Annotated in this window: 15 protein-coding genes; 3 read left to right on the forward strand and 12 right to left on the reverse strand. The window is 64.6% G+C overall.

Translation table 11 applies throughout. The features are described from left to right. Positions 1–17 precede the first annotated feature (17 nt). The 7 genes from AC5Y4F_RS05145 to AC5Y4F_RS05175 are packed head-to-tail and all read right to left on the reverse strand — an operon-like array spanning position 18 to position 6,102. The gene (locus AC5Y4F_RS05145; protein ID WP_064951520.1) at positions 18–1,187 is read right to left on the reverse strand and encodes a lipid-transfer protein; all 1,170 of its coding nucleotides are present in this window, start codon (positions 1,185–1,187) and stop codon (positions 18–20) included. Further along, the gene (locus AC5Y4F_RS05150; RefSeq protein WP_067934606.1) at positions 1,184–1,636 is read right to left on the reverse strand and encodes a MaoC family dehydratase; all 453 of its coding nucleotides are present in this window, start codon (positions 1,634–1,636) and stop codon (positions 1,184–1,186) included. The genes AC5Y4F_RS05145 and AC5Y4F_RS05150 overlap by 4 nt, the downstream gene beginning before the upstream one ends. Further along, positions 1,633–2,739 (reverse strand): acyl-CoA dehydrogenase family protein, encoded by a 1,107-nt coding sequence (locus AC5Y4F_RS05155; RefSeq protein WP_067934603.1) that lies wholly within the window; start codon positions 2,737–2,739, stop codon positions 1,633–1,635. Before AC5Y4F_RS05155 ends, AC5Y4F_RS05150 begins: the two co-directional genes overlap by 4 nt. Positions 2,740–2,760: 21 nt before the next feature. Further along, on the reverse strand, positions 2,761–3,174 hold the full coding sequence (locus tag AC5Y4F_RS05160; RefSeq protein ID WP_067934601.1) for a Zn-ribbon domain-containing OB-fold protein: 414 nt from the start codon (positions 3,172–3,174) through the stop codon (positions 2,761–2,763). Next, positions 3,174–3,722 (reverse strand): FAS1-like dehydratase domain-containing protein, encoded by a 549-nt coding sequence (locus AC5Y4F_RS05165; protein WP_067934598.1) that lies wholly within the window; start codon positions 3,720–3,722, stop codon positions 3,174–3,176. Before AC5Y4F_RS05165 ends, AC5Y4F_RS05160 begins: the two co-directional genes overlap by 1 nt. Beyond that, positions 3,719–4,930: an acyl-CoA dehydrogenase family protein gene (locus AC5Y4F_RS05170; RefSeq protein WP_499995377.1), complete on the reverse strand. Its 1,212-nt coding sequence runs from the start codon at positions 4,928–4,930 to the stop codon at positions 3,719–3,721. Before AC5Y4F_RS05170 ends, AC5Y4F_RS05165 begins: the two co-directional genes overlap by 4 nt. Continuing rightward, positions 4,930–6,102 (reverse strand): cytochrome P450, encoded by a 1,173-nt coding sequence (locus AC5Y4F_RS05175; RefSeq protein WP_082947621.1) that lies wholly within the window; start codon positions 6,100–6,102, stop codon positions 4,930–4,932. Before AC5Y4F_RS05175 ends, AC5Y4F_RS05170 begins: the two co-directional genes overlap by 1 nt. A gap of 256 nt (positions 6,103–6,358) precedes the next feature. Between AC5Y4F_RS05175 and AC5Y4F_RS05180 the strand changes: the two genes are divergently transcribed. Both AC5Y4F_RS05180 and AC5Y4F_RS05185 read left to right on the forward strand, forming a co-directional pair. Next, positions 6,359–7,819, forward strand: coding sequence for an aldehyde dehydrogenase family protein (locus AC5Y4F_RS05180; RefSeq protein ID WP_499995378.1), 1,461 nt, complete (start codon positions 6,359–6,361; stop codon positions 7,817–7,819). Then, positions 7,816–10,212 (forward strand): CaiB/BaiF CoA transferase family protein, encoded by a 2,397-nt coding sequence (locus AC5Y4F_RS05185; RefSeq protein ID WP_499995379.1) that lies wholly within the window; start codon positions 7,816–7,818, stop codon positions 10,210–10,212. Before AC5Y4F_RS05180 ends, AC5Y4F_RS05185 begins: the two co-directional genes overlap by 4 nt. Before the next feature lie 50 nt (positions 10,213–10,262). On the opposite strand, the gene AC5Y4F_RS05190 is transcribed toward AC5Y4F_RS05185, so the two are convergent. The 3 genes from AC5Y4F_RS05190 to AC5Y4F_RS05200 all read right to left on the reverse strand — a co-directional run bounded on the left by AC5Y4F_RS05190 (position 10,263) and on the right by AC5Y4F_RS05200 (position 12,653). Continuing rightward, complete coding sequence (locus AC5Y4F_RS05190; RefSeq protein WP_067934588.1) at positions 10,263–10,739, reverse strand: MaoC family dehydratase; 477 nt, start codon at positions 10,737–10,739, stop codon at positions 10,263–10,265. Then, positions 10,736–11,929, reverse strand: a complete 1,194-nt coding sequence (locus AC5Y4F_RS05195; protein WP_499995380.1) for an amidohydrolase family protein — start codon at positions 11,927–11,929, stop codon at positions 10,736–10,738. Before AC5Y4F_RS05195 ends, AC5Y4F_RS05190 begins: the two co-directional genes overlap by 4 nt. Before the next feature lie 88 nt (positions 11,930–12,017). Further along, positions 12,018–12,653, reverse strand: a complete 636-nt coding sequence (locus AC5Y4F_RS05200) for a cysteine hydrolase family protein (RefSeq protein ID WP_067934584.1) — start codon at positions 12,651–12,653, stop codon at positions 12,018–12,020. 51 nt (positions 12,654–12,704) lie between these two features. Between AC5Y4F_RS05200 and AC5Y4F_RS05205 the strand changes: the two genes are divergently transcribed. Then, positions 12,705–13,142, forward strand: coding sequence for a nuclear transport factor 2 family protein (locus AC5Y4F_RS05205; protein ID WP_067934582.1), 438 nt, complete (start codon positions 12,705–12,707; stop codon positions 13,140–13,142). Positions 13,143–13,149: 7 nt separating this feature from the next. Here the strand turns inward: AC5Y4F_RS05205 and AC5Y4F_RS05210 are convergent, their stop codons facing one another. Together AC5Y4F_RS05210 and AC5Y4F_RS05215 are read right to left on the reverse strand one after the other, a co-directional pair. Beyond that, complete coding sequence (locus AC5Y4F_RS05210) at positions 13,150–14,052, reverse strand: TIGR03619 family F420-dependent LLM class oxidoreductase (RefSeq protein ID WP_067934580.1); 903 nt, start codon at positions 14,050–14,052, stop codon at positions 13,150–13,152. A 10-nt stretch (positions 14,053–14,062) separates the two neighbouring features. Further along, the gene (locus AC5Y4F_RS05215; protein WP_067934578.1) at positions 14,063–15,169 is read right to left on the reverse strand and encodes an acyl-CoA dehydrogenase family protein; all 1,107 of its coding nucleotides are present in this window, start codon (positions 15,167–15,169) and stop codon (positions 14,063–14,065) included. Positions 15,170–15,246: the final 77 nt, after the last annotated feature.

The raw sequence follows: 15,246 nt of genomic DNA on the forward strand, positions 1-15,246 counted from the left end.
CTGCCTCGCTTCCGTACTCAGCGATCGGGCGCGAGGATCAAACCGCTCGTCGGGACGCCCGTCCCCGAGGTGACGAGCACGTGTTCGACGTTGTCCACCTGATTGTGGGACGTGCCGCGCACCTGCCGCACGCCCTCGGTAATGCCGTTCATGCCATGGATGTAGGCCTCGCCCAGCAGCCCACCGTTGGTGTTGATCGGCATGCGGCCGCCGATGGACAGGTCGTCGACCGAGACGAAGTCCTTTGCCTCCCCGCGTCCGCAGAACCCCAGTTCCTCGAGTTGAGTGAAGACGAAGGGTGTGAAGTGGTCGTAGAGGAATGCCGTCGAAATGTCTTGCGGCTTGAGGCCGGAGTCTCGCCACAGCTTGGCGCCGACGACACCCATCTCAGGCAGGCCCGTGATCTCTTCGCGGTAATAACTCGTCATTACTTCGCCGTCGTAGGCGGCACCCTGCGCGGCGGCCGTGATGACGGCGGGCGGCTTGGCCAAGTCTCGCGCCCGCTCGACGCTCGTCACAACCATTGCGACGCCGCCGTCGCTTTCCTGGCAGCAGTCAAGGAGTCTCAGCACCGGGTCGATGATCCATCGCGATTGCTGGTGTTGCTCAAGGGTTATCGGTTTTCCGTAGAACCAGGCGTCGGGGTTGTTCGCCGCGTGCTTGCGGTCGATGACGGAGATCTTGCCGAAGTCGGCGTTGGTGACGCCGTAGGTCGTCATGTACCGTTGGGCGTGCAACGCGACCCAGGCTGCCGGGGTCATGAACCCGAACGGCGCGTACGGCGCCATCCACAACGGTGTTACGCCCGGCTGGCGGCCGGCCCCGCCGAAGCGGAAGCCGGAGCGCTCGTTGAAGGCGCGGTAGCACACTACCGCCTCTGCCGCACCCGTCGCGACAGCCATCGCGGCCTGCATCACGGTTCCCGCGGCCGCCCCGCCCCCGTGGGGGACCCTGGTGAAGAAGGTCAGGTCGCGGATTCCGACATTGCGGGCGACCTCGATTTCCTCGTTGTCGTCGACGCTGAAGGTGACCATGCCGTCGATCTCGGAGGGGCGCAGCCCGGCGTCGTCGATAGCGGCCTTCACCGCCTCGCAGGCGAGCTGCATCTCGCTTCGGCCCGATTCTTTGGAGAATTCGGTTTGGCCTATCCCGACGAGGGCAGCCTTGCCGCCAATGCCGTCGGTCATGCATCCACGCCTTTGAGCAGGCTGAGCACCGCGGTGCCGGAGACGTGGTCCCCCAGGCTATTGGTGCCCTTGAAGGTAACCTCGACCAGTCCTTCGCCGTCGGTCGACGATTTGTCCGTAACTGATCCCGTGAAGCGCATCGGATCATTCGGGTAGGCCGGCACGCCGAGACGAATGGAAAGCTTCCTGATCATCGCCTCGGGACCCGCCCAGTCGTGCAAGAACTTCACACACAGCCCGTTGGTCGTCAGGATATTCAAGAAAATGTCCTTAGAGCCTTGCGAATTCGCGAAGTCCCGGTCGTGGTGCACCGGCATGTAGTCACGGGACGCGATGGCGCCGGCGACTATCAGCGTGGTGGTCACCGGAACGTCCATCGGCGTGATTTCGTCGCCGACGTTGATGGAGTTGAATGCCAGCGTTGTGGTGCGGTCGACGGTGGAGGTCATTTGCTTCCTTCCGGGTAGGCGGCGCCGAGCCGGGCCAGTTGTTGGGAGGCCGAGCCGAGTGAAAGCTCAATCTGCTTGGCCCACAGAAAATAACGGTGAAGCGGATAGGTGACATCGATACCCATGCCGCCATGCACCTGCTGGGCCGACGCGACGACCCGTGCCCCCGCTTCGGCCGCCCAGAACTTGGCGATGGACGCTTCGCGGCCGGCGGGCCGGCCCTGGGCAATCAACCACGCCGCGTGCCAGGTCGTCCAGCGAATGGCCTCGACGTCGATGAACGCATCGGCCAGCCGTTGCTGCACCGCCTGGAACGAGCCGATCGGCCTGCCGAACTGCTCACGTTCGCTGGTGTAGGAAGCGGCGAGCCTCAGCGCTCGTTCGGCCACGCCGACCTGCATGGCGCATAGGCCGATAAGTGCCCGGGTGTACAGCGAACCGACCGCGCGGGCACCGTCAACGCCGAGCCGGTGTCCGATGGCGCCGGCGAGTTCCACGTCTCCGTAGGGTTCACCGTCGGTGGTGTCCGCCGCCGTCACGGTGACGCCGTCGGTCTGCGAGTCGACGACGAACAGGCCCGCGCCGTCGTCGGCCCGGGCCGAAACCACGATGGCGTCGGCAAGTTGCGCCGCGGGCACGAGTTCCTTGTTGCCGTCCAGGATCCAGGTGTCCCCATCGGCCCGCGCGGCGGTGCGTGGCGCGGTGGGATCGGAGTTGCCCGGTTCGGTGAGTGCTGCGGTCAGGATTGCACTGCCATCCACTACCTTCGGTAGGTAACGCTGCTGAAGTGCTGAGTCCCCGTGTCGCGCAATCGTGTCCGCGCCCAGCACGAGCGTCGCGTAAACGGGGACCGGCGCTACGCTCCAGCCGACCTCGGCGAGTAGGACGCCGAGGTCGAGGAAGCCACCACCGCTACCGCCGATGGCCTCGGGTAGCGCGATGCCCAGCAAATCCGACGCAGCCAGCTCGCGCCACAGCGCGGGGTCGTGCCGGACCGGGCCCGATTCCAGGTCGGTGAGATGTTCGGGCGTGGCTCGGTGCTCGAACAGCTGACGGGCCACCTTGCCGACGGTCTCTTGTTCTTCGGTGAAGGAAAAGTCCATGCTCGCTTGACGCCTCGCTTGTCAGCGCGCGGGCCGGAACTGGTGCAGCACCAGCTCTTCGCCGCTCGGGATTGCTTCGAACTTCTCGTAGAAGACTTCGACTGGTAGCCCGACCTCGATGGTCGTTGGCTCGATGTCGCACAGGTTCGAGACGATGCGCACGCCTTCGTCGAGCTCGATCAGTGCCACCACGTAGGGGTACTGGAGGAACGGCAGCGGCGGATATTGCGGCATTATGAAGCTGTAAACCGTTCCACGCCCGGTCGATTCGACGGAATCCCAGTTGAGTGATTGACAGCTTCCGCACATCGGGCGAGGCGGCACCCGTAACGTCTTGCAGTCCGTGCACCGCTGGATCAGCAGCTTATGGTCTTTGAGTCCTGACCAGAAGAACTCGGTGTCCGGACTGATCGAAGGGGCAAGTCTGTTGGCCATCAGCTTCCTGTCTTGAATCGCAGGGTACGGAACCGTTGGCGGCCGATCACTTCACCGTTCTGATCGCGGTAGGTCGTAATCCAGGTGACGAAGTATCCCATGCCCATCGCTGTCTTCTTCTCATCGGAGATGGTCTCGAAAACGGTTTCGGCGGTGATGTCGTCGCCGACGCGCGGGTATCGCTCGAGCTCGAACTCGGAGTTGGTGGCGACGGTGCCGGTGTAGCCGGCGTCGGTGAGGAACTGCAGCGGGTTCTCCTTGAGCTCGACCGGGACTCCGCCGCGTTCGTGAATGCCGACCAGTTTGGGTGGGGCCATGGTCCACGACTGCAGCATGACGGGAGGTGAGACCAGGCCGCCGTAGCGGGAGGAAGCGGCGAACTCCGGATCCAGGTATGCGGGGTTCAGATCGTCCAACGCGTACGCCCAGTGCCGAATCATGGCCGCGTTAACGGGATCTGGCGCCTTGACGGGCTGCCCTGAACTGATCGGCTTTCCGATGAGGGCATCGAGGCGTTCGCGCAGCTCGTCTTTCGTTGTCTCGGTCACGGGTTGGAGCTTCCTTTCTCCGATGCGCTGGCGGCCCGCATGTCGCGGGGCGCGCGCGGCATCCCGAGACCGGCGATAGCGATGATGTCGCGTTGAAGCTCGTTTGCCCCGCCGCCGAATGTGTTGATGACCGCAAGGCGGTAGGCGCTTTCCAGCTCGCCCTTGAGCGGGGCCGCCGTGCCCTTGCGCACACCCGCCTGCCCCACGACGTCGAGAAGTTCCCGAGCAACCTGTTGGGTGAGCTCGGTACCGAATACCTTTGCCGCGGAGGCTTCGCCCATGCCGAGCGCCCCAGAGCTCATCGTCGCGTTCACGCGCAAGTTCAGCATCCGGTAGGCGGCGACTTGTGCTTCGACCCGGGCCAGCGCCTGCTGCACCCAGGGCTGGTCGATGACCAAGCCGTCGTCGAGCGGTGTCGTGGACGCCCATTTGAGCGTCTTATTGAAGAGCGGTTCCAGCGCACCGAGGTTGCCGAGGGCGGCGCGTTCCAGGTTCAGCTGGTTCGTCACGAGCGTCCAACCCTGGTTTTCGCCGAGCACGACGGCACTCTCCGGGACTCGGACGTCATCGTAGAACGTGTAGTACGTGGACACACCCGGCATGGTGTGAAGTGGCTTCCAGGAAAAGCCCGGTGAGTCGGTCGGCACGATGAATAATGTGATTCCCTTGTGCTTCTTGACAGTTGGGTCGGTGCGCGCCGCCAACCAGATGTAGTCGGCGAACTCGGCGCCGCTGGTGAACATTTTCGATCCGTTGATGATGAACTCGTCGCCGTCGCGCACAGCGGTGGTGCGCAGCGACGCGAGATCGCTGCCGGCGCCGGGCTCCGAGTAGCCGATCGCGAAATCGACCGTGCCCTTGAGGATTGCGGGCAGGAATTTGGACTTTTGCTCGTCGGTTCCGTATTGAATGAGGGTGGGGCCCACCGTGTTGAGCGTGATCATCGGCAACGGCGCGTTGACTCGCCGCGCCTCCTCCGAAAAAATGTACTGTTCCAGTGCCGTCAGCCCGCCGCCACCGTATTCCACCGGCCAAGCGACTCCGAGCAGCCCGGCTTCACCGAGGGCGCGCCGGCACTCGGTCATTGCGGCACCCCCCTCGGTGAGGTTGGCGACGGCGGCGCGACGCTCCGGGGTCATCACCGCCTCGAGGCGCGTCCGATAGTAGTGTCGCAGCTGTTCTTGCTCGGGCGTGTAGTCGAAGTCCATCAGTTGCCGGCTCCCAGTCGGATCGGCATGCGTTTCACCCCCGGCACCATGGTGGCGCGAAGTCGTGACACGTCACCGGTGAGCTCGATGGTCGGATAGGTGCCCAACAGCACCTCGAACATCACCCTGGCTTCGAGGCGAGCGAGCTGAGCCCCAAGGCAGGCGTGCTCGCCCGCACCGAATGCGATGTGCGGGTTCGGGTTACGGGTGATGTCAAACTCTTCACAGGTGGGCCCGAAAATCTCTTCGTCGCGGTTGGCGGCGCCGTAAAGCATGACAACGGTGTCGCCCGCCTTGATCTGCTGACCGCGGATTTCGACGTCCTCGGTGGCCTCGCGGGCCATATGGGTGACCGGGCTGGTGAATCGCAGCATTTCCTCGACAGCACAGGGCAGCAGCGCCGGGTTCGCTCGCAGCAGGGCGAACTGATCGGGGTGGTCGATGAGCGCCAACGTGCCGAGTGCGATGAGGTTGCGGGTCGTCTCGTTGCCGGCGACCAATAGCAGGAAAGAGAAGTTCAGCAGATCCGCGTCCGTGAGTTGCTCGCCGTCGACCTCGGCCGCGGCCAGGATGCTCAGCAGATCGTCCTGCCCACTGACCTCGCCGCAACGTCGTGCGGCGATGAGCTTGGTGAAGTACTCGTACAACTCACCGAGTGCGACGACCGAGTCCAGTTCGATATCCGGGTCGGCCGTGCCAACCGCGGCGTCCGACCATGCGCGGAACTGCTCCCAGTCTTCGGGCGGGGCACCGAGCATCTCGGCAATCAGCCGGGTGGGAAGGGGTGCGGCGATCTCTTCGGCGAATTCGTACTCGCGCGACGGGTCGACGCTGTCTACGATTCCCTTCACGATCTCGCGCACCTTGGGCTCCAGCAACTGCACCTGGCGGCGCGTGAAACCGGAGTTGATTAGCTTGCGAAGCTGCCGGTGACGCGGGGGATCGGTGAAGATGAGGTTGCCCTCCTGAACGGGTGCAGGCTGGGCGGGATCGGGAATCGAGATGCCCTTCGTTGACGAGAACGTCAGCGGGTGGCCCGAGACGTAACGGATGTCCTCGTACTTCAACAGCGCCCAGAAGTTCGTGACGTCGTTCCACACGACGGGAGTGGTGTTGCGAAGCTCCCGGTAGACCGGGTAGGGGTCGCCGGCGTAGAAGTCCGGTGAGTGCAACGGAACGGTGGTAGTGGGCACAGCAGGCCTTCCTCGACACAGAGCTGCTCGGACACATTACGAAAGAATGTCCGTTTCCAAGGTGTCTACCGTACACGCGACGCACCTGTCAATCGAAGCGTATATAGCGATAGATTAGGGTTAATTGCCTGTTGACGGCGTGGTGGTAGCCGTGTACACACAGTCGAAGTATGTAAGTTTTCAATGGCGTTGCCCCGCTGCGGCGCGGTCAAGCAGTCAGGAAGGCAGGCAGGCGATGGCTGGCTCTCGGTCTCTCCTCGACGCATACGGGCACTTCATCGATGGCCGGTGGGTAGACGCGGATAGTGGGCGCTACGACGTCGTCAACCCCGCCACCGAGGAAGTGATCGGCACCGCACCCGACGCGAGCGTCGCACAGGTCCAGCAAGCGATCGCGGCGGCGCGGGCCGCATTCGACGCCGGCGCGTGGCCATCGGCCGAACCCGCGGAACGCGCGCGATGCCTGCGACAACTCAGCGATGCCTTGATGGCCAGAGGCGAGGAGATCTACGCGCTGGCGCAGGCCGAATGGGGTTGTACGGCAAACGAGCGGATTATTCACGTCGAGGGTCCGGCATTCATGGTCGGTCACGCCGCCGAACTCGCGATCGAGCCTCAAGAGGCTCAGCTGGACGCGTGGGGTGCCGCGGGCACCACGCTGTTGCGCTACGAGCCTCTCGGTGTGGTGGCCGCTATGACGCCATGGAACTTCCCGCACACCCTTAACGTCATGAAGCTAGGTGCGGCGCTGGCGGCCGGCAACACACTTGTGCTCAAGCCTTCGCCGCTGACGCCACTGGCAGGGTTGGCGTTGGCGCGAATCATCGATGAGGACACCGACATTCCGGCAGGCGTCGTCAACGTGGTGACGCCGACCAGTGTCGAGGCCAGCAGGAGCTTGACATTGGATCCTCGGGTCGACATGGTCAGCTTCACCGGCAGCTCGGCCGTCGGCCGCGATGTGATGGCGGCCGCCGCGACCTCGATGAAGCGCGTTTTGCTGGAATGCGGCGGCAAGTCTGCGACCGTACTACTGCCCGACGTCGACGTCACCGACGAATTGTTGGAGCGGCTGCTGTTCGAGGGATGCACTATGCATGCCGGCCAGGCCTGCATCCTCAACAGCAGGCTGCTGGTTTCCGACGCGATTCATGACGAGGTGGTGGACCGGCTCGCCGCGCTGGCTCGCACCGTCGTGATCGGTGACCCCGTCGATCCGGCCGTCACCATGGGACCGCTGATCAGTCGCGAACATCTCGACCGCGTCGAGGGATTCGTCAAGCGCGCCGAAGCCGACGGTGCAACCGTGGTGGCCGGCGGAGCCACACCGAAGGATTTGGGCAGCGGCTATTATTTCGAGCCGACGATCCTTCGCAGTGCATCGGCGGATTCCTACATCGCGCAAGAGGAAGTGTTCGGTCCCGTACTCACCGTGTTGCGGTACCGGGACGACGATGACGCGGTCGCCATCGCCAACAACTCGGCCTATGGTCTGGGTGGTGCGGTGTGGGGAAGCGACGTCGACCGCGCGGTCGCCATCGCCCGCCGGATCAGGACCGGGCAGGTGTCGATCAACGGAACGATCCCCGGAGACGCCCCGTTCGGCGGCTTCAAGCAGAGCGGAATCGGCCGGGAGGGCGGTGTAATGGGATTGCGGGCCTACATGGAGCCCAAGGCCATCGGGATACCCGCGTGAACCGGCCGCTGGCCGGTTTGCGCGTCGTCGAGGTGGCCTCCGAGATCGCAGGCCCCTACTGCGCGAAGCTGCTCGTCGATCTCGGCGCCGACGTGTGCAAGATCGAGCCCCTACAAGGTGACCCCCTGCGTCGATGGGGTCCGTTCCCGTCCGAAAATCCGGATCCGCCGCATGGCGGGCTGTTCGAGTACTTGAACGCAGGAAAGCGCGGCACCGCAATCGATCTGACGAGGGAAAACGACATCGCAGCAGTCCACGAATTGATTTCTGCGGCAGACGTGCTGGTGGAGAACCTGCCGGTAGGCACGACGGAGCGTTCGGACTGGGGCCTGGACGGGGACACCCTCGAACGGCTCAACCCGAATCTTGTCGTGGTCAGGATCTCCAACTTCGGTCAGGACGGACCGCTGTCCAGCAGGGTGACGACTCCGCTGACCCTGCAAGCTGCGGCGGGATGGGTCAACGTGCGCGAGCCCGGTCGGGAGCCGGTGCAGGCCGGTGCCCGAATCCCGGAGTACATCGCCGGCGGGTACGCGGCCCTGGGCGCGTTGACGGCGCTGCGGATCGCCGCGGCCCGAACGGGTCGGCCGGTCGAGGTGGATGTGTCGATGTTCGAGTCGCTGCTGTCGACATTGCCCTATCCGATGCTGATGGCTGCACGCCTGAAAAGCCTTGGCTTACCGACGAATTCCAAAGCGGCACCGATGCTGGGAATCGTGCCGGCCGCCGACGGTTGGATCGGGATCAACTGTTTGACGGGTCAGCACTGGCTGGATGTGTGCGCGATGATCGGGCTGCCCGAGTTCGGCGAGCATCAGCTGGCGATCATGCTGGGCGGGCCTGAGCGCGATGAGTTTTTCGCGAAGGCGCAGCCCTTCCTCGATTCGATGTCCGTTGCCGATCTCGTCGAGTTGAGTCAGGCCATGCGGATACCGGCGGCGCCGGTCACGAACGGCGATACCATCCTGAGCTCTCCGCAGTACGCCGAGCGGGGCTTTTTCCTCGAAGCGGGCTCGGGCGCAGGGCGATTCACGAGACCCGGTGCGCCGTTCCGGCTTTCGAAGACCCCGGTCCCGCCGCCGCTGCCCGCTCCCGACGTCCGAAGGGGAGTGCCGGCCGGGTGGAGTGAACGCAACGCGGCCCAGCGCGAGACGAACGCCCTAGACATCGCGCTGCCGTTCGCCGGTTTGAAGGTGTTCGACTTGAGCACCTTCTGGGCAGGCGCGTATCTGACGTGCTACCTCGGCGCGTTCGGTGCCGATGTCGTCAAGGTCGAATCCATTCAGCGCCCCGATGGGCATCGCTACTCGGGTGCGCTGCTGCGCGAGGGCGACGACTGGTACGAGCGCGGGCCCCTATGGCAGGGAACCAATCTCAACAAGCGCGACATCACATTGGACCTGACCTCCGCTGAAGGCCGGGAGCTGGCGCTGCGCCTGGCCGCCGAGGCCGACGTGGTGGTGGAGAACTTCTCGCCGCGCGTGGTGGAGCAATTTGGGCTGGACTACGACTCCATCTCGCAAGTCAACCCTGCCGTGATCATGGTGCGGATGCCCGGATTCGGGTTGGAGGGACCGTGGCGCGACTACGTGGGCTGGGCACTGAACATCGAACAGGTGGCGGGGATGTCGGCCGTGACCGGGTACGCAGACGGACCGCCGTGCAATCTGCAGGGGCCCGCTGACCCGATTGCCGGCGTGCACGCCTGCGTCGCGCTGCTGGCCGCCCTCGAACATCGACGCCGCACCGGCGAAGGTCAGCTGATCGAGGCCGCACAAATCGAGATTGGTGCGGCGGTCACCGCCGAACCCGTCATCGAGTACTCGTTGACGGGCACGGTGCGTCCTCGCGAGGGAAACCGCCACCGCGAATACGCCCAAGGCGTCTACCCCACCAGCATCGCCGACGAGTGGGTGGCGCTGTCCGTGCGCGACGATGCTGACTGGCTTTCGGTGCTGGATGCCATCGACCGCGATGACCTGCGCGACGATGCCCGGTTCGTGACCGCGCAGGCCCGCAGGGAACACCACGACGAATTCGACGAGATCATGACCAGCTGGACGTGCACGCAGCCCGCGGACGAGCTCGTTGCCACGCTCGCGCGCCTTGGGGTGCCCGCGGAGCGGCTGCTTGCCGCCGACCGGATGTATGACGTCGGACAGCTTGAGTCGCGCGGCTTCTACCAGGACCTGGACCATTCGATCACCGGTCGCCAGAGATTTCCCGGCTGGCCATTTCGGATTTCACCGGGTCCCGTGCACCAGCACCGGACGGCGGCCCCGACGCTTGGGCAGCATAACGCCGAGGTCCTTGGGGCGCTTGGGCTTTCCGATGCGGAGATCGCCGCATTGCGTGAACAACGGATCATCGGCGAACGTGTCCTGAACGCTTGATGTTTGGTCCCCGGGCTATTTGCGAGGGCGTACCGCTTTCCGGGGCCGGATTAGGCGTCGACCATCGCGGCGATCGTGTCGACCACACACGCCGGCCGATCGTTTCCCTCTACTTCGACGGTGACGCGCACCGTGGCCCGGCCGCCCCTGTCGTCACGCTCTACCTTGAGCAACTCGGCCCCGGCCCGGATGCGGGAGTCGACCGGAACGGGAGCGGGGAATCGTAGCTTGTCCGAACCGTAGTTGACCTGCATTGCCAGCCCGGTTACCCGGTAAATCTGTTGCACCAGAATGGGTACGAGCGACAACGTCAAATATCCGTGGGCTATGGTCTTGCCGTAGGGCCCGGCTGCTGCCTTCTCCGGATCGACATGAATCCACTGATGGTCGCCGGTGGCCTCGGCGAACAGGTTGATCTCGTTCTGAGTCACCTGTCGCCAGTCGCTGTAGCCGAGGTGCTCACCGACGTGCGCCTCGAATTCGGAGATGCCGTTGTACACCGTGGGAGCGGCCGGTGCTTGCGTCACGCCGGGACCTTGAGGCCCAGCTGCTCAATAGCGTTGCCGCCCATAATCTTTGCCTGTACCGATTCCGGTATCCCGTCAAGACGGTCCACGAAGCTCAGTGGGTCACCGATGCCCTCGGGGTGAGGGAAGTCCGAGCCGAACATCACGTGGTCCTCGCCCATGATGTCGATGATTCCCTGAAGGTCGTCCTCCAGGAACGGGTGGATGTAGATGTTGCGCTTGAACACCTCGACGGGATGCTCGTCGAACTCCTTGGGCATGATCTTGTACGCCGTGTTGAGCTGCTCGAGCAAATTGCGCACCCACCCGCTGCCGTTTTCGACACAGAAAATCTTCAAGTCCGGGAAGCGTGACAGCGCACCGTGGCAGATCATCGCGGCCAGGGTGTCCTCGATGGCCCGGTGGCCCATCACGACCTCGCGCAGCGCACTCGGCTTGAACGACAGATACTCGTCGCCGCCCTCCCACTCCATGAGGTGTTTCTGATATCCGCTATCGGAGGCATGCATCGTGACCGGCATGCCGGCGTTGACGACCTCTTCCCAGAACGGGTCGAACTCGGGCAACCCCATGGACCGCGAGCCGCCGAAGCGGCTGGGTACCGGCGCAGGCCGGACGAGGAACGTCTTCATACCGCGCTCCACGCCCCAGTGGAATTCCCTGATGGCCTCGTCCACCAGCGGCAGGCAGATGACGGGGGTGGGGAAGATCCGGTCGCGGTAGTTGAACGTCCAGTGCTCGTGCATCCACTCGTTGAGCGCGTGGATGATCGCGTGGGTGAGGACGACGTCATCGGTGGTGCGTTCCTCGATGAGGCTGGCGAGGGTCGGGTACATCACGCACTGGTCGATGCCCAACTCGTCCATCAGCTCCAGTCGGGGTGCCGGAGCTTGGTAGGCCGGGATGACATTCATTGCCTCGCCGATGAATTCGCGGAAGTTGAGGCCTTCAGGGTTGTTGCCCAAAAAGTAGTCCTCGGCGCTTCCCGGCCGGGCCACCCGCTCGAACGTCGGGTTGGGAATCATATGGCTGATGTGGTCCTTTACCACGAGCTTCGGCCGGCCGTTGACCTCGACGTAGCCGACCTTTCCGCGATGCTCCCTCGGCAGGTACTTCGTGAGCGCGTCCGTCGTCTCGTACATGTGGTTGTCGACGTCGAAAACCGGGTACGGCAAGGAACGGGAAGACATGGAACTTCTCCTCCTGAGCAGCGAATATGATCATTTACGCTATTTGAGAACGACGTTATCACCATCGATCCCGAACATCCAGATCGGGTCAGGGCGTGCAGATGTCTTTCCACGCGTCCACCACGGCATCCGTAGTGGTCACGGTGCTGAGCAGTGCCAACGTGTTGTCGATGATGGACTCGGCATACTCGCGCGGATACCCACTGACCGCGTCGCGCGGCAGCACGAATTGATAGCTGCGGTTCACCGCGTCCATCACGAAGTTCTGAATGGCGATGTTCACCGAAACACCGACTCCGACAATGGTCTTGATGTTCATGTTCCGTAGCACGGAGTCGAGATCGGTACCCGTCATGGGCCCGACTCCGTGGGTCCGGGTCAGCACCAGATCGCTGGGCGCAGGTCCGAGTTCGGGCAGAACCGACGCGCCGGGACTGCCAGGGGTCAAGTCGGCCGCGAACGATTTCCCGGCGATGAAAAGCCGGGCATTGGTGTTCGACCCTAGGTTGTCGGGCCGCTTCTGAATCAGGCAATGCACGACTGCGACACCGGCCGCCCTTGCCGCGGTCAGCAGTTTGGCGATGTTGGGAATCGCTTGGCGGCGAGCCTCTTCGGCAAGAAACGGCAAGCCGGCCTGCGGCCCGATCACCCCGCCCTGGCACTCCTGGGTAACCAGCGCCGTGGTGGCAGGCGTCAGCAGGTCTTGCAGCCGTGGTTGTGGCATGAGAACACACGTTATCGTGTGCCGACAACAAACGTTAACTTGGGAGGTTAGATGGAGGCTTGGGAACTCGAAGTGCGGGAGTCGGTGCGGCAGACATTGGCCGACTACACAGCGGCCACCGATCGATTCGATCTCCACGCACTGGCCGCTTGCTTCGGGGATGACGGGGTCTTGCAGTTCACCGGAGCCGCCGAGCCACTGACCGGTCCGGCGGAAATCGAGGCCGGTCTCGGCGCCGCGGTGACCCGGCCATCGCGATCGGCGCGCCGGGCACCGACACATGTCCGGCACCATGTCGCCAGCGTCCGGTTCGGGTCGGTCGCCCGCGACAGGGTCGAGGTCAGTAGTTACTTCGCCGTTCACACGGATGTCGGGCTCGACCACTGGGGCCGCTACCGCGACGTGCTGGTCCCGGTGAACGGTCGGTGGCTATTCGCCCATCGCCGCATCAGTGTGGACGCATTCGCGGCCGACAGCCTGATGGCATGAGGAGGCGTCAGGCCGTGATGAACTGCTTGGCGAACGCGCGGGAACGATCGATGAATTCGGCCCGGTCGGCACCCTGGGGCGCGATGGTGAGCCAGGTGACCCCCGACGCGGAAAGCCTGGCGATGGTCGCGTGACGTTCGTCGGCCGATCGGCTGTCGTCCAACAGGTTTCCGGCAGAGAAGCAGATGTCCAGCGGCGTGGTGCGGCCGATTTCAGCCGCGTACTGCTTGGCCCAGTCGATGGCGAGCTCTAGGTCGTCGATCGTCGAGATTTCCGCGGTCCGCGACGCCGCGGCGTAACCGAACGTGTTGAAAGGCGCCCATCCCTGCGCGCGCGATACCGCCCGGCGGACGGCGGGCTTGCTGTTACCGCCGACCCATACCGGTGGTCGCGTCGCCGGCAACGGGCGCAGTCGGACACCGCGGGCGGTGAACGACGTTCCCTCGTAGGCGATGTCCTCACCGGTGAGCACCTTGTCCAGCACGTCCAACGCCTCGTCGAGCAATGCTCCGCGGTTGTCGAAATCGATTCCCAGAGATCTGAATTCGGGCTTGAGGTACCCCGCGGCGGTCCCGAGGATCAGTCGGCCCTTCGACAGCACGGCCAGGCTTTGGATCGACTTCGCGCCAAGAAACGGGTTGCGGTAGGCGGCGATGTAGACGTTGGTCAGCAGCTTCACGCCGGACGTTGCAGCGGCGGCGAACGCCAACGCGACGAATGGATCAAGCGCGTGGTGGCCGCCGTGATCGAGCCACTTCGCGTCGGGTGCGGGGTGGTCGGTGACGTGGACCGCCGCGAATCCGCTTGCCTCGGCAGCTCGCGCAATGTCGGCGATGGCCTCGGCGCTGACGAATTCGTCCACCGCCTCTACACGCTGGGTGGGCAGTTCGAGGGAGAAGGAGACGGTCACATGGGTCCTTTCATTCCGCAGCAGTGAAGAGATCGGCTAGGCGCTGGGCGTGGTAGTCGGGGTCCCCGAAGATCAACTGGGTGGCCTTGGCGCGCCGGACGAACAGGTGGGCATCGTGTTCCCAGGTGAATCCGATGCCGCCATGGATGCGCATGTTGTCGAGAGCGGCGTGCAGGAAGGCTTCCGAACCCACCATTTTCGCGACCGACGCCGCGGCCGGCAGGCCGTCGGTGTCGGCCACGTCGGCCGCATGCGCCGCGGCCGAACGCGCACCCTCCACCTGGACAAGCATGTCCGCGCACCGATGTTTGATCGCCTGGAAGCTGCCGATTGGTCGACCGAACTGAATTCGGTTCTTGGCGTAGTCGACGGCCATGTCGAGGCAGCGTTGCGCGGCGCCGACCTGTTCGGCCGCCAGGACGACGAGAGCGAGATCCGATGCGCGCGCCAGGAAGTTCGCGGCACCGCCGTCGCCTCCGATCAGCTCGGCCTTCGCGCCGTCGAAGCTCACCCGGGCCACCTTGCGGGTGCGGTCGAGTCCGGCCAGCGGCGTGCGATGAACACCCTCCGCGTCGCCGCGCACCGCGAGCAACGAGATGCCCGCCGGCGTGGTGGCGGCCGCCAGGACCACGTCGGCGGTGTGGCCGTCGATCACGAGCGGCGCCTCACCGTGCATCCGATAGCCGCCGCCGTCGCGGACGGCCCGCAACATCACGGCCGCGGGCTCCCATGCACCGAGTCGGCCATTGAGGATCAGCGTGGCGGTCATCGAGCCGTCGGCAAACGCTGGGACAAACCGTTCGCTCGCCCCGGTGTCGCCGCTGGCGAGAACGGCTTGTGTCGCCAGCCCGACGGTGGCGAAAAAGGGGGAGCACAACAGGGCGCGCCCCATTTCCTCGAAGACCACCGCAAGTTCGGTGATGGCGGCGCCGGCCCCGCCCCACTTCTCGGGAACGGCGATGCCGTGCAGGCCCAACTCTCCGGCCATTCGGCGCCAGGACGCCTCGTCGTACCCCGTGTCGGTTGCCATCAGCTTGCGAACCGTCTCACTGGGTGACATCGCAGTCAGGTAGTCGCGAACCATCCTGCGAAGGTCATCGACGTCACTGCCCGGCACGCGCGACCTCTCGCGCCGACCGCATCGGGACCGCGGGGTGAACCCGTTCGAGCGGAAGGGCAACCCAAAGGCTCATC

It is taken from the genome of Mycobacterium sp. NGS56 (assembly GCF_059812425.1).